We start from the raw sequence: 23,862 nt of genomic DNA, 5'->3' as shown, positions 1-23,862 counted from the left end.
GCGCACCAAGCACGAGAGGTAACCAACGATGTCTTCCTCCCCTCCCCGCTGTCCGCTCGCAGCAGCAGACTGGCCCTCCTGGTAGTCGGTCTGTGCTGGCTGGCGGTGCTGTTCGACGGTCTCGACATGTTCGTCTACGGCTCGGTGCTGCCGCACCTGCTGGAGACGAAGACCTTCGGCCTCACCCCCGACACCGCCGGTGACCTTGGCAGTTACGCCACCTTCGGCATGCTGGTCGGCGCCCTGACCGCCGGCACGATCGCCGACCGGGTCGGCCGCAAGAAGCTGATGGTCGGCTGCGTGATCCTCTTCTCGCTCGCCTCCGGCCTGTGCGCGCTGGCAGGCGGCGTCGAGGTGTTCGGCCTCGGCCGGACCCTGGCGGGCGTCGGCCTCGGCGGCCTGCTGCCCACCGCGATCAGCATGGTCTGCGACTACGCCCCGCGCGGCCGCGGCGCCATCGTCATCGGCCTGCTGATGACCGCCCACCACGCGGGCGGCATCCTCTCCGCCTATGTCGCCAAGTGGCTCATCGACCCGGTCGGCTGGCGCGCGGCGTTCTGGGTCTGCGTGCTCCCGCTGATCTTCGCCCCGTTGCTCGCCAAGTTCCTGCCCGAGTCGCTGAGTTTCCTGGTCGCGAAGGGCCGCGGCGCCGAGGCCGCGACACTCGCCGAGCGCTACGACGTCGAACTGCCCGCAGCGGCAGACAAGAAGACCGCCGCCGACCGCTGGGACGCCCTGCTCAACCTGTTCCGCGCAGGCGAGTGGGTCCAGACCCTGCTGTACTGGATCGCCTCCTTCGGCGGCCTCCTCCTCGTCTACGGCGTCGCCACCTGGCTGCCCACCCTGATGCGCACCGAGGGCTACGCGCTCGGCGACGCCCTGTCCTTCGTGGTCGTCTTCAACCTGGGCGGCATCGTGGGCATGCTGGTCGCGGGCCGGGCCGCCGACCGGTTCGGCGCCCCGCGCATCTCGGCCCTGTGGTTCGCGCTGACCGCTGTCGGAGTCTTCCTGCTCAGCGTCCACATGGCGCAGACCGTGACCATGATCGTCGTCTTCCTCACGGGGGTCTTCCTCAACAGCGCCCAGACGATGATCTACGCGACCGTCTCGATCCGCTCCACCCCGGACAACCGCGCCACCGGCGTCGGCTGGACCTCGGGCATGGGCCGCTTCGGCGCCGTCTTCGGCCCGTGGCTCGGCGGGCAGCTCCTCGCCTCGGGCAACGGCGACCGGGGCTTCACCGCCTTCGCCGTCGCCGGCCTGTCGTCCATGGTGTTCATCGGCATCGCCGCCCTGCGCAGCTCCAGGCAGGGGACGCCGACCGAGAGCGGGCAGAGCCTGGTCGGCGCCCACTGACCCGCCGGGGACGAGGACGAACGCCGGTCACCGCGAGGACGCGGGAGCCGGCGTTCGGTGCGAGGCGCGACGCCGGAGGCGCTGCGCGGTGACCGGCAGGGCCGTCAGGTGTGCACTGCGAGGTGTGCTCTTTGAGGTGGGCAGGCGGGCGTCACGCCAGCTGCCGTGTCCGGAGAGATCCGCCCCGCCGAGCCGAGGAACCGGCCGCGTGGGGGACCCCCACATACCGGATCCGTCCGCAGCGCCCGCACCCGCTCACGAGGAAAACGGCCCGAGCCGTCAGCCGGTGCTCTCCCGAATCCGACGGGCGATCAGCGCGTAGGAGACGCGGGCCTTGTCGTCGTCCTCCCCGTCGTAGCCGTGATCGGCGTCCGGAACGTCGAAGTGCTCCACCAGCGCCCCCACCGCGGAGAGCCGCTCCGCATAGCGGGCCCCCTCCGCGCGCAGCAGATCGTGTGCCGCGGTGATCACCAGTGCCGGCGCGATCCCCGTGAGGTCCGCCGTGTCCGAGACATGCGCCGGTGACACCAGCCGGTCACTGCGCAGCCGGGCGTCCGGTACGTACGACGAGTCGAAGACGTCCGCCATCCAGGGCCGCAGCATGGGCTTGGTGATGGCCGCCTTCTTCTCCCGTGCCCCTGTGGCCAGGTCGAGCGGTGGATAGTGCAGTACCTGAAGCGCGAGGGCGGGGCCGCCCTCCTCCAGGGACTGCCGGGCGGCCGCCGCCGCGAGCCCGCCGCCCGCGCTCTGACCGCCCACGGTGAGCCGGTCACCGTCCCAGCCCTGCTCGCCACCGTGCTCGGCGACCCAGCGCACCACCTCGTAGGCCTGCCGGGGCGGCCCGGGGAAGGGGTGCTGAGGAGCGACGACGTACTTCACGTTGACGACCACGACGCCCGCCTCGGCGGCCAGGAAGCGGCACAGTCCGTCGTCGATTTCCGGCATCGACATGACGTATCCGCCGCCGTGGAAGTTGACGTGGACGGGCGGGTTCACGGTGCCGGGCGCGGGCGCGGGCGCGGGCGCGTACACCGTCACGGGGGCCGGGGCCACCGATGTCGGAACCGTCAGCTCCCGGGTGTCGCGAGGGAACTCCGGGAAGCGGGCGAGGCGGTCGCCCGTCGAGCCCGGGCCGTGCGCCCGGCGGCTCGCGAGAGTGACGGCGCGCTGCATTGTCTTGGCGGCGAGAGAGGCCACCGCGGGCCTGGCCAGGAAGGACATGCGGCCGAACGTACTTGAGTCAGGCAAGGAGGAGCCAGGCGGGTCCTGCCTGGTGGGATTCAGCGGGACGCGCGTACCCCGTCGAGGGCGATGGACAGGACCCGGACGCGCTGGGCGTCGTCGTCGAAGGCTGTCGCGGTGATGCCCGAGACCATGCGCAGCAGGTCGACGAAGTCCATGTCCTTGCGGGCCTCGCCCGCCTCCTGGGCCCGCTCGAACAGCGGCCCGCCCGCCGCGTACATCGAGTCCCGGCAGGCGGCGAAGATCTCCGACTCGTCGTTGAGGGCCTCGCGCACGGCCCGCTTGGTCACCATGTAGCCCGCGAAGCGGTCGAGCCATGCCGTCAGGGCCTGCCAGGGCTCCTGGTCGGCGACCTCCAGGGCCACCTGCACCAGGGTGTTCACCTCGTCCGCGTAGACGCTCTCGAAGAGATGGCGGCGGGTGGGGAAGTTCCGGTACAGCGTGCCGATGCCCACGCCCGCGCGCCGTGCGATGTCCTCCAGGGACGCCTCCGAGCCGTGCTCCGCGAACGCCTCCCGGGCGGCGGCCAGCAGGGCGTCGTAGTTGCGGGCGGCGTCCTTCCGGTGGGGCCGCCGGGACGCGACGATCTCGCTGACGGGGAACGACGGGGCGGTCACGGCTGCCTCCCGGTAATGAAACGGAGGTGGACCTCCGGTACGGGTTGAAGCGGAGGTGTGCCTCCGCTAGAGTGGAGGCGTACCTCCACTTTAGCAGTCGAGGTATCTCATCGCCCTTTCCGCGACCGCTTCCCAAGAGGCTCCGGCCGCACCCCGTTCGTTCGGAGAGGCTCTTCATGCCCCGCAAGTCCACCCGCCTCACCTTCGCGGTCCTCGCGACCGGTGCCGGCGTGTTCTCCATGCTGCAGTCGCTGATCGCGCCGGCCCTGCCGACCGTCCAGCACGCCCTGCACACCTCGCAGTCCACCGTGACCTGGGTGATGACCGCGTACCTGCTGTCCGCCTCGATCTTCACGCCGATCCTCGGCCGCGTCGGCGACCTGATCGGCAAGAAGCGCACACTCGTCGCCGTCCTCATGACGGTGGCCGTCGGCTGTCTCCTCGCCGCCCTCGCGCCGAGCATCGGCGTCCTGATCGCCGCCCGGGTCGTCCAGGGTGTCGGCGGCGCCCTGTTCCCGCTCTCCTTCGGCATCATCCGGGACGAGTTCGCCGCGTCCCGGGTGAGCGGCTCCATCAGCAACCTGTCCGCCGTGATCGCCGCCGGCGGTGGCGTCGGCATGGTCGCCGCCGGTCCCATCGTGACCGCGCTCGACTACCGCTGGCTGTTCTGGATCCCGGTCGCCATCGTGATCGCCGCCACGCTGATCGCCGTACGCTATGTGCCCGAGTCGCCCAGCAGGGCGCAGGGGAACGTCAATTGGCTCGGCGCGGTCCTGCTGTCCGCGTGGCTGGTCGCGCTGCTGCTGCCACTCAGTCAGGCGGCCCGGTGGGGCTGGGGTTCGGCCCGGGTGATCGGGTTGTTCGGTGCGGCCGTCGTGCTGTTCGCGCTGTGGCTGTACTCCGAGGCCCGCTCCCGCAGCCCGCTGATCGACCTGCGGGTGATGCGCCTGCCGGCCGTGTGGACCACCAACACCGCGGCGCTGCTCTTCGGCGCCGGAATGTACTCGATCTGGTCCTTCCTGCCGGGCTTCGTCCAGACACCGTCGTCGGCCGGATACGGCTTCGGCGCGAGCGTCACCGCCGCCGGGCTGCTCATGCTGCCGATGCTGGTGGCGATGTTCCTCTCCGGCGTGCTCAGCGGCCGGCTGGAGCCGGTCGTCGGCGCGAAGGCCCTGCTCACCACCGGTGCCGCGCTGGGCGCGGTGGCCTGCGGATTCCTCGCCCTCTGGCACGACGAGCGGTGGCAGATCGCCGTGGTCGCGGGCCTGTTCGGCCTCGGCATCGGACTCGCCTTCGCCTCCATGGCCAACCTGATCGTGGGCAGCGTCCCGGCCGACCAGACCGGCGCAGCGACCGGAATGAACGCCAACATCCGCACCATCGGCGGCTCCATCGGCGCGGCCGTCACCAGCGTCCTGGTCACCGGCCACCTGCAGCCCTCGGGTCTGCCGTACGAGTCCGGATACACCCACGGCTTCACCCTGCTGGCCGTGCTGTGCCTGGCCGCGGCGCTGGCCGCCCTGCTCGTTCCGGTACGGCGGGCCGCGCGCCGGGTGGTCGCGGGGGCCACGGACGTCCGCGAGACCGTCACCACCGGGGGCTGACCTCTGCCAGTCGGTCCGGTCGCGCGTGTGGGGTAGGGTTTACCTGCGCGATCACACGGAACACCCGTGGGGAACGCGACCGGGACGTGGCGCAGCTTGGTAGCGCACTTGACTGGGGGTCAAGGGGTCGCAGGTTCAAATCCTGTCGTCCCGACTTGCATACGTGCAGGTGAGAGGCTGTTTCGAGGTGACTCGAAACAGCCTCTCGGTCGTTCAGGCCTCCGTGCGCACCAGCCCCCGGTACGCCTGGTCGAGCCTGGCGGTGATCTGCTCGACCCCGATGGTGTCAAGCCCCTTCTGGCCGGTCGCGGCAGTCCTGGCGGCCGAGCGCGCGGTGGCGAACAGGGCCCATGAGCCGGCCGTGTAGTCGTCCTGCGACGGGCTGCCGATCGCCTTCAGTGCGGCCCGGAGCGCGGTCGTGTCGACCCGTCCGTCCACGTCGCCGGACAGCGCGGTGAACCCGTCGAGCACGATCTTCCCGGACTTGAGGGTGAACGTCGCCGTGTGCCGTCCGTCGCGCAGGCCGCGCAGTGAGTACGTGGCCTGGCGCTTGTCGGTGGCGGTGGTCCTCGCGTCCCGGGCGACCGGCCTGCCGTCCACGGAGACGTCGAGGACCGCGCTGCCGTCGTTGCCTCCGATCACGTCGATGCCCGTACCGGAGAACGGGACGGTGACGGTCGCGCCCGCCGTGGAGGCGGTCGACGTCGAGCGGTACCAGTTCATCGCGTCCCCGAGGGCGGCGTTCCGGCTCCAGGTGCCGTCGTAGGAGACCGTGCTGTCCATGTTGTCGGTCAGCGCGGTGGCGTACGGGGTGTATCCCGCGACCTTCTCGACCTTCAGGTCGTCGAACGCGGTCCGGTGGAAGTCCGTGCCGAGCTTGACGCGGCCCTCGGTCGCGGGCGTCGGGTCCTGGTAGACGGCGACGGGCTGTCCGTCGACGTACGCGGTGATGTTCGCGCCCTTTGCCTCGACGGCGAGGCGGTAGGCGCCGGACGCGGCGACGGTGCCGGTGCGGATCGCGGTGCCGTACTCGTAGAAGGTCCAGGTCCCGGACGGGCCGATCCCGATGCTGTACGCGGCGTCGGTCGCCGCCATTCCCTTCTGCTGGCGTACGCCCAGGGTGGCGAGGCCGCCGGCCGGGTCCGGGAAGGAGACGTCGACGGAGGCCCGGTAGTTCTCCCAGCGGAAGTCGCCGACCGTGGTGTTGGGGGTGTTCCGGTTCCAGGCGCCGGTGTCCTTCATGGACTGGTCCAGGTACTGGTACAGCACGTTGTCGCCGTTCCCGTCCTTGCCGACCTCCCACGCACCGGTCTGGTCGACCAGGTAACGGGGCTGGTTGCCACGGGACTTGAGGTACGGCTGGGACACCTTGCGGGCGCCGTCGTCCGTGCCGACCCGGACCCGGCCCTCCTCCTCGTACCCGAAGTCGTCGGCGTACAGGACGTTGTCACGGGTGTCGTGCCTCTTGCCGGACGCGTCGGTGTCGAGCACCGTGCGGGCCGACGAGGAGGGCAGGCGCTGTTGCGTCGCCTTGTCGTGGCTGCGGTCGAGCGTGGTGAACGTGACGATCGAGCGCGGGGCGACGGTGTAGGTGTAGAAGCCGTCGGTGTCCGGGCCGATCTGGGCCGCGAGGTGCTTGAAGTTGGCGTCGTAGGCCTGACCGGGGTCCGCCGCTCGGGTCTCCCAGACCTCCATGGTGGGGTCGCCGCCCAGGTCCATGTTCTCCGCCTTGATGCGGTAACTCCTCGTCCGGTCGCTGTCGTTGACGGCGATCGTGGAGAAGTCCCGCTTCTTCGGGTCGGCGAGCGTCATGTAGCTGGGGGCGCCGTTCGAGCCGTCGACGTTCTCGGTGCCGCTGACCCCGCTGTAACTGGCCTCCGGCACGGTGCGCCAGATGCCGGCCGTGTTGGTGTCGTTCTCCCAGCCGGTCTTCGCGAACTGCGTGAAGTGCTGCATCACGTACACCGCGGCGTCGTAGTGGATGTTCCCCGACCACGGGTCGCGGGCGCTGACCAGCTCCTTGTGGCTGTACTGGGCGCCCTCGTAGAAGGCCCCGATCGCCGGCTGGAAGATGTAGTGCGTCCGCTTGGAGTTCGCGTAGCTCTTCACGGACCGGTTGGCGATGTCGAGCGCGCTCTGTACGCCGCCGATCCCGGTGCTCGCGCCGCCCGGTCCCTCGGTGTTGGCCACCCGGTAGTCCGTCCAGCCGAAGGAGCCGACGCCCTCGCTGTACCAGACCTCCTTGTCCTGGCCGGTGGCGTTGTCACCGGTCGCCAGCTTCGTGTAGGGGCGGTACGTGGAGCTGCCGGGGGCTCCGTCGAGCCGGTCGTCGGTGGTGTAGTGGTAGCCCACCGCGTCGACCATGCCGAAGAGTTCGGTGTCCGTGAGCATCGCGGGGCCGATGTTCTTCGTGGTGTTCTCGTCCGAGGCGACGATCTTGATGTCGTGGTACGCCTTCGCGGCCGTCGTCTGCTGACCGGGCGTCAGACCGTAACGGAGGTCGGTGAAATCAGTGTCGTTCGTCAGCGCGTTCTTGTACCACTTGACGAAGGAGATGTCCGGTTTCGTGGTCTCGTTGGTGTCCGGATTGACGTAGTCGACCATGTACCCGTACTTCTCGTACGCGTCGAGGATCGTCTCCTTGTACCACTTGTACATCTCGTCGGTGCCGGTGCCCTTGTTCCACTCGGTCTGGACCCACTGGGGCATGACCCAGCGCAGGATCGACACCTTGAGGTCCGGGTTCACCGTCTTGGCGTCGGCGGCGAGTTGGAAACCGGGGGAGCGGGACGCGTCGGCGAGTTCGTCGGCCGTGCGCATGGTCGCCGGATCGGAACCGGTCGACGTGTTCGTGTCCGAGCCCATCTCCACCTTGACGTGGTTGATGAGCGGGTTCCTGCCGCCGAACAGCACTCTGACCAACTGCCAGTAGCGATCCGGGTGTTCCGCCTTGTAGTCCATCAGCAGATTGCTCGTGCTGTTGCAGCTGAGCAGGCCGAGGCCCTTGTAGGTGAGACCGTTCACGTTGTCGGCGCGTACGTCGTTCCCGTCGACCACGACCTGAACGGGGTCGTCCGCCGAGTGGGCGGCCGGTGCCGTGACCACCCCTGCCGCCAGAGCCATCGTGGTCGCCGCGGCGAGGGACGCCCAGCCGAGTCTTCGCTGCATACCCATTCGGGGGACCGTAGGTGGCAAGCGCTTTCTGCGTCAATCCCCTTGCGTCACTCGAGAATTGACTCTTCCCGGGGGCCGTCATCTGCCGGAAAACGCGTGGACTGCGAAGTCTCCGTCACGGGACACTGCCGAACTCGGAACGCAACTCCCCCTACACACAGGGTAAGCATGCAGACGTCAGAGCTACAGAAGGTTCCGCCGCGCAGGGGCGCGGTTCTCCTCGCACTTCGTTACTACGGACGGGAGTTGGCCCGTCTGCGGTGGCTGACCGCGCCCGCCATGCTGCTGTCGGCGCTGGGCAGCACCGGCATCAACTACATCGCGCCGCTGATCGTCGCGAAACTCGCCGGCGACATCGCCGACGGCGGCGAGTTCACCGTCGGTTCGGCGCTGCCGTACGTCCTCGGGTTCGCCGGTGTCCTGCTGCTCGCCGAATCACTGTGGCGGGTCGCCCTGCACTGTCTGAACCGTCTCGACGCGCTCGGCATCGAGCACCTGTACGTGATCGGGATGGACGAACTGTTCGCCAAGGACGCCACGTTCTTCCACGACAACTTCGCCGGGTCGCTGACCAAGCGCGCCCTGAGCTTCGCCACCCGTTTCGAGCCGTTCGTCGACACCCTGGCGTTCCAGATCGTGGGCAGCCTCGTGCCGCTGCTGTTCGGCTCGGTCGTGCTGTGGCGCTACGACCCGCTGCTCGTCGTGGGCCTGCTGGTCATGATCGCGGTGACGGCGCTGTGCGCGGCGCCGCTCATCCGGCGCCGCCAGAGCCTCGTCGCCGAGCGCGAGGCGGCGGTCGCCCGGGTGGCCGGACACGTCGCCGACAGCCTGATGAACATGGACACGGTCCGGGCCTTCGGCGCCGAGGAACGCGAGGCCGCCGAACACCGCTCCCGCGTCGCGGCCTCACGCCGGCTCACCCTCAGGTCGTGGGACTACGGCAACCTGCGCATCGACACCTTCGTCGCGCCGATGTCGGTGCTGACCAACGCGCTCGGCCTGCTCCTCGCGGTCGGCCTCGGCGGGGGCGAGCACGGCGTGGAGGCCGTCGTGGTCGCCTTCACCTACTACTCCAACGCGACGCGGATCATGTTCGAGTTCAACCAGATCTACCGCCGCCTGGAGAGCTCGATGACGGAGGCCGCGCAGTTCACCGAACTGCTCCTGACCCCGCCGACCGTGCTCGACCCGTCGTCCCCCGAGCCGCTGCTGCCCGGGGCCGCCGACGTCCGCTTCGAGCGGGTGAACTTCTCCCACGCGGGCGCGGAACCGCTCTTCGAGGGGCTCGACCTGGTCGTGCCCGGCGGAACGAAGGTCGGCCTCGTCGGCCGCTCCGGCGGCGGCAAGACCACGCTCACCCGGCTGCTGCTGCGGATGACGGACATCGACGGCGGCCGGATCATGATCGGCGGCCAGGACATCAGCAGGCTGCGCCAGAGGGACCTGCGCAGCCTGATGGCGTATGTGCCGCAGGACCCGGCGATGTTCCACCGCACGCTGCGGGACAACATCGCCTTCGCCCGGCCGGACGCCACCGACGCCGAGATCCGTCGCGCCGCCGAGGCGGCGCACGTCACGGAGTTCGCCGACGCGCTGCCCGACGGCTTCGACACCCTGGTGGGCGAGCGCGGCGTCAAACTGTCCGGCGGACAGCGCCAGCGCGTCGCGCTCGCCCGCGCGATCCTGCGCGACGCCCCGATCCTGCTGCTCGACGAGGCGACCAGCGCCCTGGACTCGGAGAGCGAACTCCTGGTCCAGGAGGCGCTGTGGCGGCTCATGGAGGGGCGGACGGCGCTCGTGGTGGCGCACCGGCTCAGCACGGTCGCGGGCATGGACCAGCTCGTCGTCCTCGACCGCGGGCGGATCGTCGAGCAGGGCAGTCACCAGGAACTCCTCGCGCTGGACGGCCCGTACGCGAAGCTGTGGCACCACCAGTCGGGCGGCTTCCTCGAAGACGACCCCGTGGAGGTCGAGTTGCGCTGAAGCGGAGTCCGTCACAGGGGCGCCGGCGACGACGCCCCCGCGATCAGCAGGCGGGGCGTGCCCGTGCCGTCCGCGGGCACGCTCCACAGGTCGCTGCTGCCGACCTTGCCGTCGGTGGGCAGGGCGTAGGCGACGGTCCTGTCGTCCAGCCAGGTGGCCTGGTCGTCGACGCTGTGGCGTTCGGCGAGCGGGGTCTCCTTGAGGGTGCTCAGGTCCAGGACGTACTCGTGCCAGAGGGAAGTGCGCGACAACACGCGCTTCTTGAACGCCACCCGGGTCCCGTCGGGGGAGAGCGAGGGGCACTCCACGTTCTCCAGCAGGGTGGTGACCGTCCTGCGGGAGAGCGAACCCCGCACCAGATACGTCTTGCTGCCGGTGTTGAGGGTGGCGTAGAACGTGTCGTCGTCCGAAGCGAAGGTGACACCCCAGAAGTTGACGTCCGCCGCCCGGTACGGCTTGCCGTCCAGGACGACGGAGAACGTCTCCAGGCTCGGCGTGAGCTTCATCGTGCGGGTGTCCAGGACCGACGTCCGGGTGGAGAAGAACGCGGAGGAGTACGACTCGCCCGACACGAACACGGTCCAGGCGACGAAGCGGCCGCTGGGGGAGACCCGGGCCCGGCTGGGGGTGCCCGCGAGCGCGTAGGTGTGCCGGGTGCGCAGGTCGGCGTCGAGCAACAGGGCGCGGTTGCTCTGCTTGAGGACACCGGGGTTGGACTGGAGGCAGATACCGGTGCCGGCCGCCGCGTAGAAGCGCGCGCACTTGAGGTCCGAGGCGGTGCGCCCGGCCTTCGGGTCGGCGGACGGGACCGAGGCGACCGCGGTGCGGTGGGGTCCCGAGGCCGCGTTGACGAACGCCAGGCGGTTCTTCTGGCCGAGCGTCAACCTTCCGGTGCTGACGGCGGGGCCGCCCGCCTGCGGCCGGTTCGCCCGGTCCGCGCGGTCGGCCGCGTGCAGGACCACGGCGGTTCCCACGCCCGCGAGCAGCAGGACCGCCGTGACGAGGACGATCAGGCGGCGGCGTAGCGGTGTCATCTGGACCTTCGTCGCTGTCGTGGTCATCGGGTTCCGTGGAGGCTCGTGGCTGACATGGTCATCGGGTGGCGCGCGTCGGCCGCAGCACCCTGCCCGCGACGGCGGCGCAGCACAGCAGGCCGATCGCCGACGCGGCCAGCGCCGGGCCGTCCCCCCACACCGTCCAGGCGGCGCCGAAGGCCAGCGAGCAGCAGAAGCGGGCCAGCGCCTGGCTGGTGCCGACGATGGCGAGACCGCTGGCGCGCAGCTGCTCGGGCACGATGTCGGCGAGGGCGGCCGGCAGGACGCCGTCGGTGGCGGCGTAGAACATGCCGTGCAGGGCGAGGACGAGGAAGGGGAGGGCCGGGGTGGCCGGGGCCCACAGCAGGAGGGCGTAGCCGGTCAGCAGGGCCAGGTGTCCGGCGAGGAACACGGTGTGCCGCCCGACCCGGTCGGCCAGCGCGCCGACGGGCACGGCCAGCAGCAGGAACACCACGGCGGTGCCCAGCGGCAGCAGCGTGAACCACTGCTCGGCGATGCCCGCCCGCCGTTGCAGGAGCAGGTAGACGAAGGCGTCGCTGACGGTGGTCAGGCCGAGGAGCGCGGCGCAGCCGGCGAGCGCGCGCAGCCGGGGGATGCGCAGGAGCGCGAGTGCCTCACGGACGCGGACGGGGGGCCTGCCGTCCGCGGCGCCGGATGTCTCCGAAGGCCGTTCGCCGTCCGCGGCAGCGGTTTCGGGCAGCGGGTCGGGCCGGTCGACCTCCGGTGCACCTGGTGCCCGGTCCACCCGCGCGCCGCGCTGTCGGCCCGGCACGAACAGCACCAGTACGACCACCCCGAGCACCGCCACGCAGGCGCTCACGCCGAAGACCGCGTCGTAGCCGTCGGCCGCCGCGCTCAGGATGAGGAAGGCCGTCAGCGGGCCGAGCATCGCGCCGGTGGTGTCCATCGCCCGGTGCACACCGAACGCCCGGCCCTGCTTCTCGGACGAGGTGGACAGGGAGATCATCGCGTCCCGGGGGGCGGTGCGCAGACCCTTGCCGGTGCGGTCCAGGGCGAGGACCGTGCCGAGCGCGCCGATGCTGCCCGCGAGCAGGAGCAGCGGTTTGCACAGCGCGGACAGGCCGTAGCCGAGCCCGGCCAGCAGTTTGTGGTTGCGTATTCGGTCGGCGAGGTGGCCGCCGGTGAGCTGGACCAGCGCGCTGACGCCGTTGTAGACACCGTCGAGGGTGCCGAAGGCCAGCGGACTGAAGCCGAGCGTGCTCACGAGGTAGAGCGGCAGGACGGCGGTGACCATCTCCGAGGAGATGTCGGTGATCAGGCTGACCGTGCCCAGGACGAGCACGACCGGGGCGACCCCGGGCCGAGGGCCGCGTCTTCGGCCCTGGTGGGTGTCCGCCCCCGACGGCGTCGAGCGGTCCGTGAGGTACATGTTCGGGAACTCCGGATCTGGTGCGCTTCAGTTCTGTCTGCTGCTCTCGTCCCGCAGCCAGGTGCCGAAGTCCTGTGCCCGGATGGCCTTCGCGGCCCCGCGCCGGGCGACGACCGCCGCCGCGAGGAAGACTACGACACCCGTGAGCAGCCTCGGCTCCCCGCGGACCAGGGCGATCAGATCGGCCTTGCTCGTGCGGGCCGAGGCCTCTTCGGGGCTCTGGTGCTGCTGCTCGACCTGGGTCGTGGACACCGTCGCCCGGATCCGCCGCTTCATCAGATCCGGCCATGCTCGCGGGGGCTGGACCACGACCCGGGCCGTGTCGACCACGCGCCGTTCCTCCGGTGCGAAGGCCAGGGAAGCGGCCAGGTCGTCCGCCATCAGCGGGGGCAGCGCGGCGATCCGGGCGTGCCCGGCCTTGGAGACCGCGATGACGCCCCGGCCGAACAGCCCCTCGCGTACGGCGGGCAGCCGCTGCCACACCCGGTAGTAGGCGCGCACCCGCCAGGCACAGGCGGCCAGCGGAATCTGCCGCTCCGGCGCGGTCGCGAGAACGCCGGAGGTGTCGTCGTCGAGGGGTTCGGTCAGCGCCCGTACGTCGGCGCTCCCGATCACGACATCGGCGTCCACATAGAGGCGCGGGAAGCCGCGCGCATGGTCGTCGCCCGCCCGCAGGGCGGCGTGCTTGGAGGGCACGGGGATCTCGACCACCCGTACCCTCGGACCGCGAGCGGCGGCGACCCGCGCGGTGTCGTCCGTGCAGCCGTTGCACACGACCACTATGTCTGTCTCGTCCTCCGGGGAATCGGCCAGAAGTGAGTCGAGGAGCCGGCCTATGACTTGCGCCTCATTGTGGGCCGGGATCACGATGCTCGTCACCTGGGCAGTATGCAGTCGATGTCACTATTGCGATGTGTGTTTCGTCCAACTGTTCCCGTGACTGCGTCCGGTGGTCTAGATTGAGGGCCGCCGAACCGGTTTGGGTGGGAGACATGAGGTACTTGCTCCCCATCCATGCGGACATGTGGCGGTTGGGGAACCGCTAAGGCTTCTTCGTTTGCAATTGCCTTTGTGCTGGGGGCGCATCGGTGTTCCGTCAGAAGTAACCGCGCACGTCGTGGGGGGCGCATGACCATTGAGGTCACGCATGAGCAACAGCTTGTGGAACGCAGGACTCCGCAAGGTCGCCGAAGACCTTGGGAGCAGAGGTACCGGATAGCTCTGTTGGTCGCGGACAGCTTCGCCGCTGTTGCCGCGGCCTTCGTGATCCACGCGGCGTACGGCCGCTGGGCGGTGGCCCTGGTGCTGCCTCCGACGTGGATCGTGGTCATGGTCGCGCACCGCTCCTATGACCGCAGCGCCATGGGGATGGGTGCCGAGGAGTACCGACGGGTGCTCCGCGGGGCCATCGCACTGCCGGCGCTTGCCGCGGTCGCGCACTGGTCGTTCACCCACGATTCGGGCCTCCTTCATGACATGACCATGGCCGCGATACCCGCCGCTGTCCTGGCCGTGCTGGTCCGGTACGCGCTCCGCCGTCGGCTGCACCGGCGATGGGCCAGGGGTCGGGGCCGCAGTGCGACCCTGCTGGTCGGTCCCGCACACGCCGTAGCGGAGCTGGTCGCCGTCCTGCAGCGCGGCGGTGCCCAGGAACTCCGGGCCGCCGGCGTGTGCCTGAGCGATCCGAGCGACGCGGCGGAGGTCCGCAAGCTGGGGATCCCCGTCCTCGGCGGTGTCGACACCATGGACGACGTCATCCGGACGATGGGCATCGGCACCGTGGTGGTGCTGCCCGCGCCCGAGTTCGACACCTCCGCCCTGCGCCGGATGTCCTGGACCGCGGCCGCGCGGGGCGTCGACTTCCTGCTGGCGCCCGTCCTGTCCGACGTGTCCGCCTCCCGGCTCGCGGTACGGCCCACCAACGGGGTGCCGCTGGTGCGGGTCCAGGCACCGAAGCTCTCCCGTGCCTCCCGCCTGCCCAAGGAACTGCTGGATCGTTCCTGCGCGGTCCTGCTCCTGCTCCTGCTCGCCCTGCCCCTGCTGCTGATCGCCCTGCTGGTCCGCCTGGACAGCTCCGGCCCCGCGCTGTTCCGACAGCAGCGGGTGGGCCGCTACGGCGACCACTTCACCATGTTCAAGTTCCGCACCATGCGGCCCGACTCGGAGTCCCTGAAGGCGGAGCTGGAGCACCTCAACCAGAACAGCGACGGACTGCTGTTCAAGGTGAAGGGGGACCCGCGGATCACCCGGGTCGGCTCGTTCCTGCGCCGCAGCTCGCTCGACGAACTGCCGCAGCTGCTCAACGTGGTCAGGGGCGACATGTCGCTCGTCGGACCCCGTCCACCGCTTCCCGAAGAGGTGGACGAGTACCCGGCGGAGGTCAAGCGCCGGCTGCTCGTGAAGCCCGGACTCACCGGACTCTGGCAGGTCAGCGGCCGCTCGGACCTCCCCTGGGAGGAAGCGGTCCGGCTCGATCTCGCATACGTGGACAACTGGTCGACCAGCCTCGACCTGTCCATCCTGGCGCGCACCACGACAGCCGTGGTGCGCGGAACGGGGGCCTACTGATGGACCGAAGGAAGAGGAATGACGTGACGCAGACCAGTGAGCCGCTCGGGGTCGCGGTCGTCGGGGCCGGCTACTGGGGGCCCAACCTCGTCCGCAACTTCCAGGCCAGCGAGCAGTTCCGGCTGCGCTGGCTGTGCGACCTCGACGTGGACCGCGCCCAGCGGGTCCTCGGCGGCTACTCGACCGTCCAGGCCACCTCCGACTACGCGGCCGTACTCGCCGACCCGTCGGTCAACGCCATCGCGGTGGCCACGCCCGCCGGGACCCACCTCGACATCGCCCTGGCCGCCCTGCGCGCCGGGAAGCACGTCCTCGTGGAGAAGCCGCTCGCCGCCACCTACGCGGACGGGATGCGCCTGGTCGCCGAGGCGGAGGAGCGCGGCCTCACCCTGATGTGCGACCACACCTACTGCTACACGCCCGCCGTGGGCCGGATCAGGGACCTGGTCCACTCCGGTGAGCTCGGCGAGGTCCACTTCGTCGACTCGGTCCGCATCAACCTCGGGCTCGTCCAGAAGGACATCGACGTCCTGTGGGACCTCGCCCCGCACGACCTGTCGATCCTGGACTTCATCCTCCCCGCGGGCGTCGAACCGGTGGCGGTCGCCGCCCACGGGGCCGACCCGATCGGCGCCGGACAGGCCTGCATCGCCTATCTGACGCTCACCCTCAACACGGGGGCCATCGCCCACGTGCACGTCAACTGGCTGTCACCGACCAAGGTGCGCACCACCATGGTCGGCGGCTCCAAGCGCACCCTGCTCTGGGACGACCTCAACCCCCTCCAGCGGGTCGCGGTCTACGACCGGGGCGTGGACATGGCCGCACCGCAGGAGATCGGCGCGGACGAGCGCCGGGACATGCTCATCTCCTACCGCTCCGGAGACATGGTCGCGCCCGCGATCGGCGAGAAGGAAGCGCTGCGCAGCATGGTCGACGAGTTCGCCGACTCGATCAGGACGGGCCGCGCGCCGCTGACCGACGGCCGGGCGGGCCTGCGGGTGCTGGACGTCCTGGAGGCGGCCTCCCGGAGCCTGGAGTTCAAGGGCGCGGTCGTCGGCCTGCGCGCCGGGCGCTGAGTGAGAACACCCGCCGAACCAACCGGCGGAGTCAACCAAGCGATGCAATTCCCTGAGAGGGCACAGCAGTTGAGCAGCGTACGTGGCAAGAAGATCCTGGTCACCGGAGGAGCGGGCACGATCGGCTCCAATCTGGTCGACCTGCTGGTCCAGGGCGGCGCCCGCGAGATCGTCGTACTCGACAACTTCGTGCGCGGGCGGCGCGCCAACCTCGCGCAGGCGCTGCCCAGCGGCGTCGTGGACGTCGTCGAGGGCGACGTACGGGACGTCGAGACCGTGCGGAAGGTCACCGAGGGCGCCGACCTGGTGTTCCACCTCGCCGCGATCCGCATCACCCAGTGCGCGGAGGAGCCCCGGCTCGCCAACGAGGTCCTGGTCGACGGCACCTTCAACATCCTGGAGGCGGCGGCCGAGGCCGGCGTCGGCAAGGTGATCGCCTCCTCCTCGGCGTCCGTCTACGGCATGGCCGAGGTCTTCCCGACGACCGAGCGCCACCACGCCTACAACAACGACACGTTCTACGGCGCCGCGAAGGCCTTCAACGAGGGCATGCTGCGCAGCTTCCACGCCATGTCCGGACTGGACTACGTGGCGCTGCGCTACTTCAACGTCTACGGCCCCCGGATGGACATCCACGGCCTGTACACCGAGGTGCTCATCCGCTGGATGGAGCGCATCGAGGCGGGCGAACCGCCGCTGATCCTCGGCGACGGAACGCAGACCATGGACTTCGTCGACGTCCGGGACATCGCCAGAGCCAACATCCTGGCCGCCGAGTCGGACGTCACCGACGAGGTGTTCAACGTGGCCAGCGGCACGGAGACCTCCCTGCGCGAACTCGCCGACGGGCTCCTCGAGGCGATGGGCGCCGAGGGCCTGGAGCCGGTGCACGGACCCGCCCGCTCGGTGAACTCGGTGGTGCGCAGACTCGCGGACACCACCCAGGCCACCGAACGGCTCGGGTTCACCGCCGAGATCGACCTGCGCACGGGCCTCAAGGACCTGGTCCAGTGGTGGCGCGCCGAGCGCGCCGGCGCCGAGGAGGCCGGCAAGTGAGCACCGACCGCATCCCCGTGATGATCCCCTGGCTCGGTGAGGAGGAGGCCAAGGCAGCCTCCGACGCGGTGCTGTCCGGGTGGGTCGCCCAGGGCCCCCGGGTCGTCGCCTTCGAGAAGGCCTTCGCCGAGCGGGTGGGCGCCGAGCACGCCATCGCGGTCAGCTCGTGCACCACCGCCCTGCACCTCACCCTCGTCGCCCTCGGCGTCGGCCCCGGCGACGAGGTCGTGGTGCCCTCGCTGTCGTTCATCGCCACCGCCAACGCCGTACGGTACGTCGGCGCCGAGCCGGTGTTCGCCGACGTCGAGCTCGCCACGGGCAACCTGACCCCGGCCACCGTGGACCAGGTCCGCACCCCTCGCACCAAGGCCGTCCTCGCCGTGCACCAGGGCGGCGTACCGGCCGATGTGCACGCCCTGCGCGCCGCCTGCGCCGACTGGGACCTGCCGCTGGTCGAGGACGCCGCCTGCGCCATCGGCTCCACCGTCGGCGGGAAGCCCGTGGGGCACGGCGCGCTGCTCGCCGCCTGGTCCTTCCACCCCCGCAAGGTCGTCACCACCGGCGAGGGCGGCATGGTCACCACCGACGACGCCGAGTGGGCGGCGCGGCTGCGCCGGCTGCGCGAGCACGGCATGAACGCCTCGGCGGCGGAACGCCACGCGAGCAACAAGCCGGTCCTGGAGAGCTACCTGGAAGTCGGCTTCAACTACCGGATGACCGACATCCAGGCCGCGGTCGGCCTGGTCCAGCTCGGCAAGCTCGACACGATGATCGCCCGCCGCCGTGAACTGGCCGCGCGCTACGACGCGTTGCTGCGCGACATCCCGGGCCTCACCGCCGTACGCGACCCCGCGCACGGGCAGAGCAACTTCCAGTCCTACTGGGTGCTCCTCGGCGAGGACTTCCCCGTGGGCCGGGACGACCTGCTCGCCGCGCTCGCCGACGCCGGGGTCTCCGCCCGGCGCGGGATCATGGCCGCGCACCGCGAACCCGCCTACGTGGACCACCCGAGCGTTCCGCTGCCGGTGACCGAGCGGATCAGCGGCGACTCGCTGATCCTGCCGCTGTTCCACACGATGACCGAGGCCCAGCAGGACCGTGTCGTCGCGGCGCTGCGTGAACAGGCCCGAAGATGAACGCACTTGTCATCGTCGGCGCGGGCGGATTCGCCCGCGAGACCGCGCAGGCCGTCAGGGACACGGGCGAGTTCAAGCTGCTCGGGCACCTCGACGACAACGCGAGCCTGCACGGCACCGACGTGGACGGCGTACCCGTGCTCGGCGGCTGCGACCTGGTCCACGACCTGCCCGAGGCGCGGGTCGTGGTCTGTGTGGGCAATCCGCGGGACTACGCGGCCCGTGCCCGCCTGGTCCGCCGGCTCGGCCTGCCCGCTGACCGCTACGCCACCGTGATCCACCCGACGGCCGTGGTGTCGGCGACCTCGACGATCGGCCCCGGCTCGGTCCTGCTGGCGCACTGCGTCCTGACCGCCGCCGTGCGGGTCGGCGCGCATGTCGCGGTGATGCCGCACGTCGTCCTCACCCATGACGACGTGGTCGAGGACTACGTCACGCTCACGTCCGGCGTCCGCCTGGGCGGGGGAGTGCGGCTGGAGCGAGGGGCCTACCTGGGCTCCGGCGCCCTGGTGAGGGAGGGCGCGACGATCGGGGCCTGGTCCCAGATCGGCATGGGAAGTGCCGTGCTCGACGACGTCCCGCCGGGCGAGGTCTGGGTGGGGAGCCCGGCCCGGCGGCTGCGGGAAGCGGGTTCGCCCGCACTGGAAGAACGTGCGACACCGACAGTGGGGGGACCGCTGACATGAGCCAGATACCGCTTGTCGACCTCAAGGCGGCCCACGAAGAGGTCGCCGACGAGGTACGGGCCGGATTCGAACGGATCCTGGCCAACACCGCGTTCGTCGGCGGCGACGAAGTACGCCGGTTCGAGCGCGAGTACGCCGAGTTCGGCGGGGTCACGCACTGCGTGGGCGTCGCCAACGGCACCGACGCCGTCGAACTCGCCCTGCGCGCGAGCGGGGTGGGCCCCGGCGACGAGGTCGTCGTGCCCGCCAACACCTTCATCGCCACCGCGGGGGCCGTGGCCAGGATCGGCGCGCGGCCGGTCCTCGCGGACTGCCTGCCCGACAACCTCCTCCTCGACCCGCAGGCCGCCCTGGACGCGGTCGGCCCCGCCACCCGCGCGGTCGTGCCGGTCCACCTGTACGGGCAGATGGCCGAGGTCACCGCGCTGGCGGCTCAACTGCCCGACCACGTCAAGGTCGTGGAGGACGCCGCCCAGTGCCAGGGCGCCACCCGCGACGGCCGCGCACCGGGCAGCGGCGGGATCGCCGCCACCAGCTTCTACCCGGGCAAGAACCTCGGCGCCTACGGCGACGCGGGCGCGGTGCTCACCGACGACCAGGAACTCACCGACCTGGTACGGGCGATCGCCAACCACGGCGGCGTCGCCAAGTACCGCCACGACGTCCCCGGGTTCAACAGCCGCCTGGACGGACTCCAGGCCGTCGTCCTGCGCGCCAAGCTCAAGCGGCTGGCGGACGGCAACGCGGCCCGCCGGGCGGCAGCCGCCCGCTACGACGAACTGCTCGCCGACCTCGCCGCCGCTGGACAGATCGTGCTGCCGACCACGGCACCCGGCAACGTCCACGTCTGGCACCTGTACGTCGTCCAGGTCGCCGGCGCCGACCGCGACGACATCGTCGGCAAGCTCAACGCCGAGGGCATCGGCGCGGGAGTGCACTATCCCGCCCCGGTCCATCTCACCCCCGCGTACCGCCATCTCGACCACACCCGGGGCGACTTCCCGAACGCCGAGAAGGCCGCCGAGCGGATCCTGTCGCTGCCGCTCTATCCCCAGATCACCCCCGACCAGCAACAACGGGTCGTGGGCACGCTCGCCGAAGCGCTCCGAGGCTGATCGGCCCCCTCACCACAGGCCTCACCCCGACCCCAGGGTCGGTCCTGCACAGCACCGCTGAGAGGTACACATGAACAGATGGAGCAGACGGCTCCGGGGCGGCCGCCTCGCCGTCATTGCCGCGTTGATATGGGCGGTGCTCCCGCAGGCCGGGATCGCCCAGGCGGCGTCCGACCCCTGTGGAACGGGCTCGAACCCGATCGTCTGCGAGAACTCCAAGACGGGCAGCCCCATGTCCGACTGGTTCTCGCCCAACGCCTACGGTGACATCCAGGGGTTCTCCACCAAGGAGAGCGTCCAGGCCGGTGACACCGTCCAGTTCAAGGTCCAGTCCCCGGTCGCGTACCACGTGGAGATCTACCGGCTCGGCTGGTACGGCGGCGACGGTGCCCGCCTGATCTCCACCGCGGCCCAGACGGCCGTCAACTACCCGGCCAACTACACCACCAAGGCCGCCGCCTGCACCACCAAGAGCAGCACCGGGCTGGTCGACTGCGGCAACTGGCCCGTGACGGTGAACTGGACCGTGCCCAGCGACGCCGTGTCCGGTCTGTACATCGCCAACCTGACGCAGAACAACGGCGACGGCCTCATGCCGTACCCGTTCATCGTCCGCAAGGACTCCAGCACCTCCGACGTCGTCGTGCAGACCAGTGACCAGACCTGGCAGGCCTACAACGACTACGGCGGCCAGGACCTCTACGGCGGCACCGGGCCCGCGCCCGACGGCCGCGCCTACGAGGTCAGCTACAACCGGCCGCTGGACATCGGCGGCGACAACGGCATCTACGGCTCCGAGTTCATGATGCTGTCCTGGCTGGAGCGCAACGGCTACGACGTCAGCTACCTCTCCGGCGTGGACGTGTCGTCGACGAACGGCGCCACCCTGCTGAAGAAGCACAAGGTGTACCTGTCGTCCGGGCACGACGAGTACTGGACGCAGAGCCAGTACAGCAACGTCCTCGCGGCCCGGAAGGCCGGCGTGCGGCAGGGCTTCTTCAGCGGCAACGAGGTGTTCTGGAAGACCCGTCTGACGCCCAGCATCGACGGCACCAGCACCGCTGACCGCACCCTGGTCTGCTACAAGATGACCAAGATGGCCCAGAACAACGGCATCGCCGACCCCAGCGGTCAGTGGACCGGCACCTGGATGGACCCGACGAGCACCGACTACGGACAGGCCTACCAGCCGCCGAACATCCTCACCGGATCCATGTTCACGGTGAACGGCTACCGCTCCGACGCGATCACGGTGCCCGGCTCGTACGGCAAGAACCGGCTGTGGCGCAACACCTCCATCGCCAATCTCACGTCGAGCCAGACCGCGACCTTCCCCACCGGCACCCTCGGCTACGAGTGGGACAGCGACATCTCCAACAGCACCAGACCCAGCGGCGCGATCGACCTGTCGTCCACGACGGTCGACATCACCGACGGGAAGTACCGCCTCGACTGGGGCAACATGTACGGCAACGGCACCGCGACGCACAACCTGGTGGAGTTCCGTGACCAGGACTCCGGAGCCCTGGTGTTCGGCGCCGGGACCGTGCAGTGGTCGTGGGGCCTGACCAACCTGCCGACGTACGACCCCGCCGACGTCGTCGTCACCGAGGACTCCCGGATGCAGCAGGCGACGGTGAACGTCCTCGCCGACATGGGCGTCCAGCCGCTGTCCCTGCAGAGCAACCTCGTCGCGGCCACGGCCACCACCGACAGCACCGGACCGGCCGTCACCGTGACGAGCCCGGCCTCCGGAGCCACCGTCCCCGCGCTGAAGCCCGTCACCATCAAGGGCACCGCCTCCGACTCGGGCGGCGTGGTGGCCCGCGTGGAGGTCTCCACGGACGGCGGATCCACCTGGAACGCCGCGACCGGTCTCAGCTCCTGGACCTACACCTGGACCCCGACGACCCCGGGCTCGGCGTCGGTCAAGGTCCGCGCGGTGGACGACAGCGTCAACATCGGCGCCACCACCACCCTGCCCCTGACCGTCGGCCCGCAGGCCTGCCCCTGCACCATCTGGCCGGCCTCGGCCGTCCCCGGCACCGTCAACGGGGGTGACGGCAGCTCGCTGGAGCTCGGCGTCAAGTTCCGTACCACGGTGGCCGGTTCGGTCACCGGCGTCCGCTTCTACAAGTCGGCCGCCAACACCGGTACCCACACCGGCAGCCTGTGGAGCGCCTCCGGGACCCGCCTGGCCACCGGTACCTTCACCAGCGAGTCGGCCTCCGGCTGGCAGCAGCTGAACTTCTCCACCCCGGTGACGGTCAAGGCCAACACCACTTATGTCGCCTCGTACTTCGCCCCCAACGGCGGATACTCCTACGACGGCGGCTACTTCTCCGGCAAGGCCGCGGGCCTCGCCCCGCTCACCGGGCTCCAGTCCGGCACCGACGGCGGCAACGGCGTCTTCCGCTACAGCTCCACGAGCGCCTTCCCCAACTCGGAGTCCTCGGGCAGCAACTACTGGGTGGACGTGGTGCTGGACACCTCGACGGCCAGCACGACCCCGCCCGCCGTCACCTCCACCTCACCGACGTCCGGGGCCACCGGCACATCGATCACGGCACCGGTGTCCGCGGTCTTCGACCACGCCATCGACGCCGACAGCCTGTCGTTCACCGTGAAGGACCCGGACGGCAACACCGTGCCGGGAACCAAGACCCTTCCCGCGTCGAACAAGGCGACCTTCACCCCGTCCACCGAACTGGCGCTGCACACCACGTACACCGCGTCCGTGCAGGCCTCCGACCTGTGGGGCAACGCCATGGCGGCCCCGGTGACCTGGAGCTTCACCACCAGTTCCCAGCCGCCGGCGGTCACCTGCCCCTGCACGCTGTGGAACTCCTCCGCCACGCCGGCCACCGCCGCCGTGACCGGTGACGGCAACTCGGTCGAACTGGGCACCCGGTTCACGTCCTCCGCGGACGGCTGGATCACCGGCGTCACGTTCTACAAGGGCGCGACCAACACGGGCACCCACACCGGCAGCCTGTGGTCCGACGACGGCACGCTGCTTGCGACCGGCACCTTCACCACCGAGTCGGCCTCCGGCTGGCAGACGATGACGTTCGCCACCCCGGTGGCCGTCACCGCCGACACCGGCTACGTCGCCTCCTACCACGCGCCGAACGGCAACTACGCGGTGGACGGCGGCTACTTCACGGCGGCCCACCAGTCCTATCCGCTGACGGCCACGGCCGACACGAGCGCGCACCACAACGGGCTCTACCGGTACGGCAGCACGGCGGCCTTCCCCAACGGTTCCTACGGATCCGCGAACTACTGGGTCGGCCCCGTCTTCACCGCCGACGACCCGAGCGCGTCCCTGGCGACGGCCAACGCCTCGGAGGTGACCGCGTCCTCGCTGGCGCACACCGCCGACGCGACGAGCCCCCTCGTCACCACCCTGCCCGCCTCGACCAAGCTGTCGTCCGTCACGGCGACCGTGACCATCGTGAGCGGTTCCAAGGCCGCCAAGAAGCTCCACGTCACGGCCGTCACCTCCTACAACCGGGCCACCCACAAGGTGTCCGTCCACCTCTCCTCGCCCCTGCCGGACGGCACCCGGTTCAAGGTCAACGTCAAGGCCCAGGACAAGAAGCGCCACACGGTGAAGTCCCAGACCTGGACCCTGACCAGCAAGACGACCGTCCGCAAGAAGAAGAACTGACCGATCAGAACCCACCGGTGGTGGGGGGGGGGGGGGGGGGGGGGGGGGGGGGGGGGGGGGGGGGGGGGGGGGGGGGGGGGGGGGGGGGGGGGGGGGGGGTGTCGCTTTCCTGGCGAGGGAATCCCCCG

General features: G+C 70.5%; 16 protein-coding genes and 1 tRNA gene. 11 read left to right on the top strand and 6 right to left on the bottom strand.

What is annotated here, in order from left to right; translation table 11 throughout:
- Window positions 1-48 precede the first annotated feature (48 nt).
- Window positions 49-1,356 carry an MFS transporter gene (locus ACZ48Z_RS10900; RefSeq protein WP_468735646.1) on the top strand — a complete coding sequence of 436 codons (1,308 nt, stop codon included), beginning with the start codon at window positions 49-51 and terminating at the stop codon, window positions 1,354-1,356.
- A gap of 279 nt (window positions 1,357-1,635) precedes the next feature.
- Here ACZ48Z_RS10900 and ACZ48Z_RS10895 read toward each other — a convergent pair whose 3' ends face one another.
- Together ACZ48Z_RS10895 and ACZ48Z_RS10890 are read right to left on the bottom strand one after the other, a co-directional pair.
- Window positions 1,636-2,577, bottom strand: coding sequence for an alpha/beta hydrolase fold domain-containing protein (locus ACZ48Z_RS10895; protein ID WP_468735490.1), 942 nt, complete (start codon window positions 2,575-2,577; stop codon window positions 1,636-1,638).
- A 59-nt stretch (window positions 2,578-2,636) separates the two neighbouring features.
- The gene (locus ACZ48Z_RS10890) at window positions 2,637-3,215 is read right to left on the bottom strand and encodes a TetR/AcrR family transcriptional regulator (protein WP_468735489.1); all 579 of its coding nucleotides are present in this window, start codon (window positions 3,213-3,215) and stop codon (window positions 2,637-2,639) included.
- A 176-nt stretch (window positions 3,216-3,391) separates the two neighbouring features.
- On the opposite strand from ACZ48Z_RS10890, the gene ACZ48Z_RS10885 reads away from it, so the two are divergent.
- Window positions 3,392-4,819 carry an MFS transporter gene (locus ACZ48Z_RS10885; protein WP_468735488.1) on the top strand — a complete coding sequence of 476 codons (1,428 nt, stop codon included), beginning with the start codon at window positions 3,392-3,394 and terminating at the stop codon, window positions 4,817-4,819.
- Between the two features lie 80 nt (window positions 4,820-4,899).
- Window positions 4,900-4,973: transfer RNA gene (locus ACZ48Z_RS10880), tRNA-Pro, on the top strand.
- A gap of 59 nt (window positions 4,974-5,032) precedes the next feature.
- On the opposite strand, the gene ACZ48Z_RS10875 is transcribed toward ACZ48Z_RS10880, so the two are convergent.
- Window positions 5,033-7,993 (bottom strand): GH59 galactosidase, encoded by a 2,961-nt coding sequence (locus tag ACZ48Z_RS10875; protein ID WP_468735487.1) that lies wholly within the window; start codon window positions 7,991-7,993, stop codon window positions 5,033-5,035.
- A 168-nt stretch (window positions 7,994-8,161) separates the two neighbouring features.
- On the opposite strand from ACZ48Z_RS10875, the gene ACZ48Z_RS10870 reads away from it, so the two are divergent.
- Complete coding sequence (locus ACZ48Z_RS10870) at window positions 8,162-9,976, top strand: ABC transporter ATP-binding protein (RefSeq protein WP_468735486.1); 1,815 nt, start codon at window positions 8,162-8,164, stop codon at window positions 9,974-9,976.
- A gap of 11 nt (window positions 9,977-9,987) precedes the next feature.
- Here the strand turns inward: ACZ48Z_RS10870 and ACZ48Z_RS10865 are convergent, their stop codons facing one another.
- From ACZ48Z_RS10865 to ACZ48Z_RS10855, 3 genes are read right to left on the bottom strand one after another with little or no spacing between them, the layout of a single operon-like run.
- Window positions 9,988-11,037, bottom strand: a complete 1,050-nt coding sequence (locus ACZ48Z_RS10865; RefSeq protein ID WP_468735485.1) for a TolB family protein — start codon at window positions 11,035-11,037, stop codon at window positions 9,988-9,990.
- Between the two features lie 31 nt (window positions 11,038-11,068).
- A complete protein-coding gene (locus tag ACZ48Z_RS10860; RefSeq protein ID WP_468735484.1) occupies window positions 11,069-12,421 on the bottom strand; it encodes an MFS transporter in 1,353 nt (450 codons plus the stop codon).
- A 27-nt stretch (window positions 12,422-12,448) separates the two neighbouring features.
- Entirely contained in the window at window positions 12,449-13,300 is an 852-nt protein-coding gene (locus tag ACZ48Z_RS10855) for a glycosyltransferase family 2 protein (protein WP_468735483.1), read from the bottom strand.
- Between the two features lie 345 nt (window positions 13,301-13,645).
- On the opposite strand from ACZ48Z_RS10855, the gene ACZ48Z_RS10850 reads away from it, so the two are divergent.
- The 7 genes from ACZ48Z_RS10850 (at window position 13,646) to ACZ48Z_RS10820 (ending at window position 23,734) form a co-directional block, all read left to right on the top strand.
- Window positions 13,646-14,989 (top strand): sugar transferase, encoded by a 1,344-nt coding sequence (locus tag ACZ48Z_RS10850; protein WP_468735482.1) that lies wholly within the window; start codon window positions 13,646-13,648, stop codon window positions 14,987-14,989.
- Window positions 14,990-15,012: 23 nt separating this feature from the next.
- A complete protein-coding gene (locus ACZ48Z_RS10845; RefSeq protein ID WP_468735481.1) occupies window positions 15,013-16,068 on the top strand; it encodes a Gfo/Idh/MocA family protein in 1,056 nt (351 codons plus the stop codon).
- A 69-nt stretch (window positions 16,069-16,137) separates the two neighbouring features.
- Window positions 16,138-17,124: an NAD-dependent epimerase/dehydratase family protein gene (locus ACZ48Z_RS10840; protein WP_468735480.1), complete on the top strand. Its 987-nt coding sequence runs from the start codon at window positions 16,138-16,140 to the stop codon at window positions 17,122-17,124.
- Window positions 17,121-18,260: a DegT/DnrJ/EryC1/StrS family aminotransferase gene (locus ACZ48Z_RS10835; RefSeq protein WP_468735479.1), complete on the top strand. Its 1,140-nt coding sequence runs from the start codon at window positions 17,121-17,123 to the stop codon at window positions 18,258-18,260. Before ACZ48Z_RS10840 ends, ACZ48Z_RS10835 begins: the two co-directional genes overlap by 4 nt.
- The gene (locus ACZ48Z_RS10830) at window positions 18,257-18,946 is read left to right on the top strand and encodes an acetyltransferase (RefSeq protein WP_468735478.1); all 690 of its coding nucleotides are present in this window, start codon (window positions 18,257-18,259) and stop codon (window positions 18,944-18,946) included. Before ACZ48Z_RS10835 ends, ACZ48Z_RS10830 begins: the two co-directional genes overlap by 4 nt.
- Window positions 18,943-20,061 (top strand): DegT/DnrJ/EryC1/StrS family aminotransferase, encoded by a 1,119-nt coding sequence (locus tag ACZ48Z_RS10825; RefSeq protein WP_468735477.1) that lies wholly within the window; start codon window positions 18,943-18,945, stop codon window positions 20,059-20,061. Before ACZ48Z_RS10830 ends, ACZ48Z_RS10825 begins: the two co-directional genes overlap by 4 nt.
- Window positions 20,062-20,131: 70 nt before the next feature.
- Window positions 20,132-23,734: a DUF4082 domain-containing protein gene (locus ACZ48Z_RS10820; RefSeq protein ID WP_468735476.1), complete on the top strand. Its 3,603-nt coding sequence runs from the start codon at window positions 20,132-20,134 to the stop codon at window positions 23,732-23,734.
- The last annotated feature ends 128 nt before the right edge of the window (window positions 23,735-23,862 follow it).

It is taken from the genome of Streptomyces sp. NPDC031225 (assembly GCF_055570355.1).
This window is presented reverse-complemented; position numbering and strand designations above follow the sequence as displayed.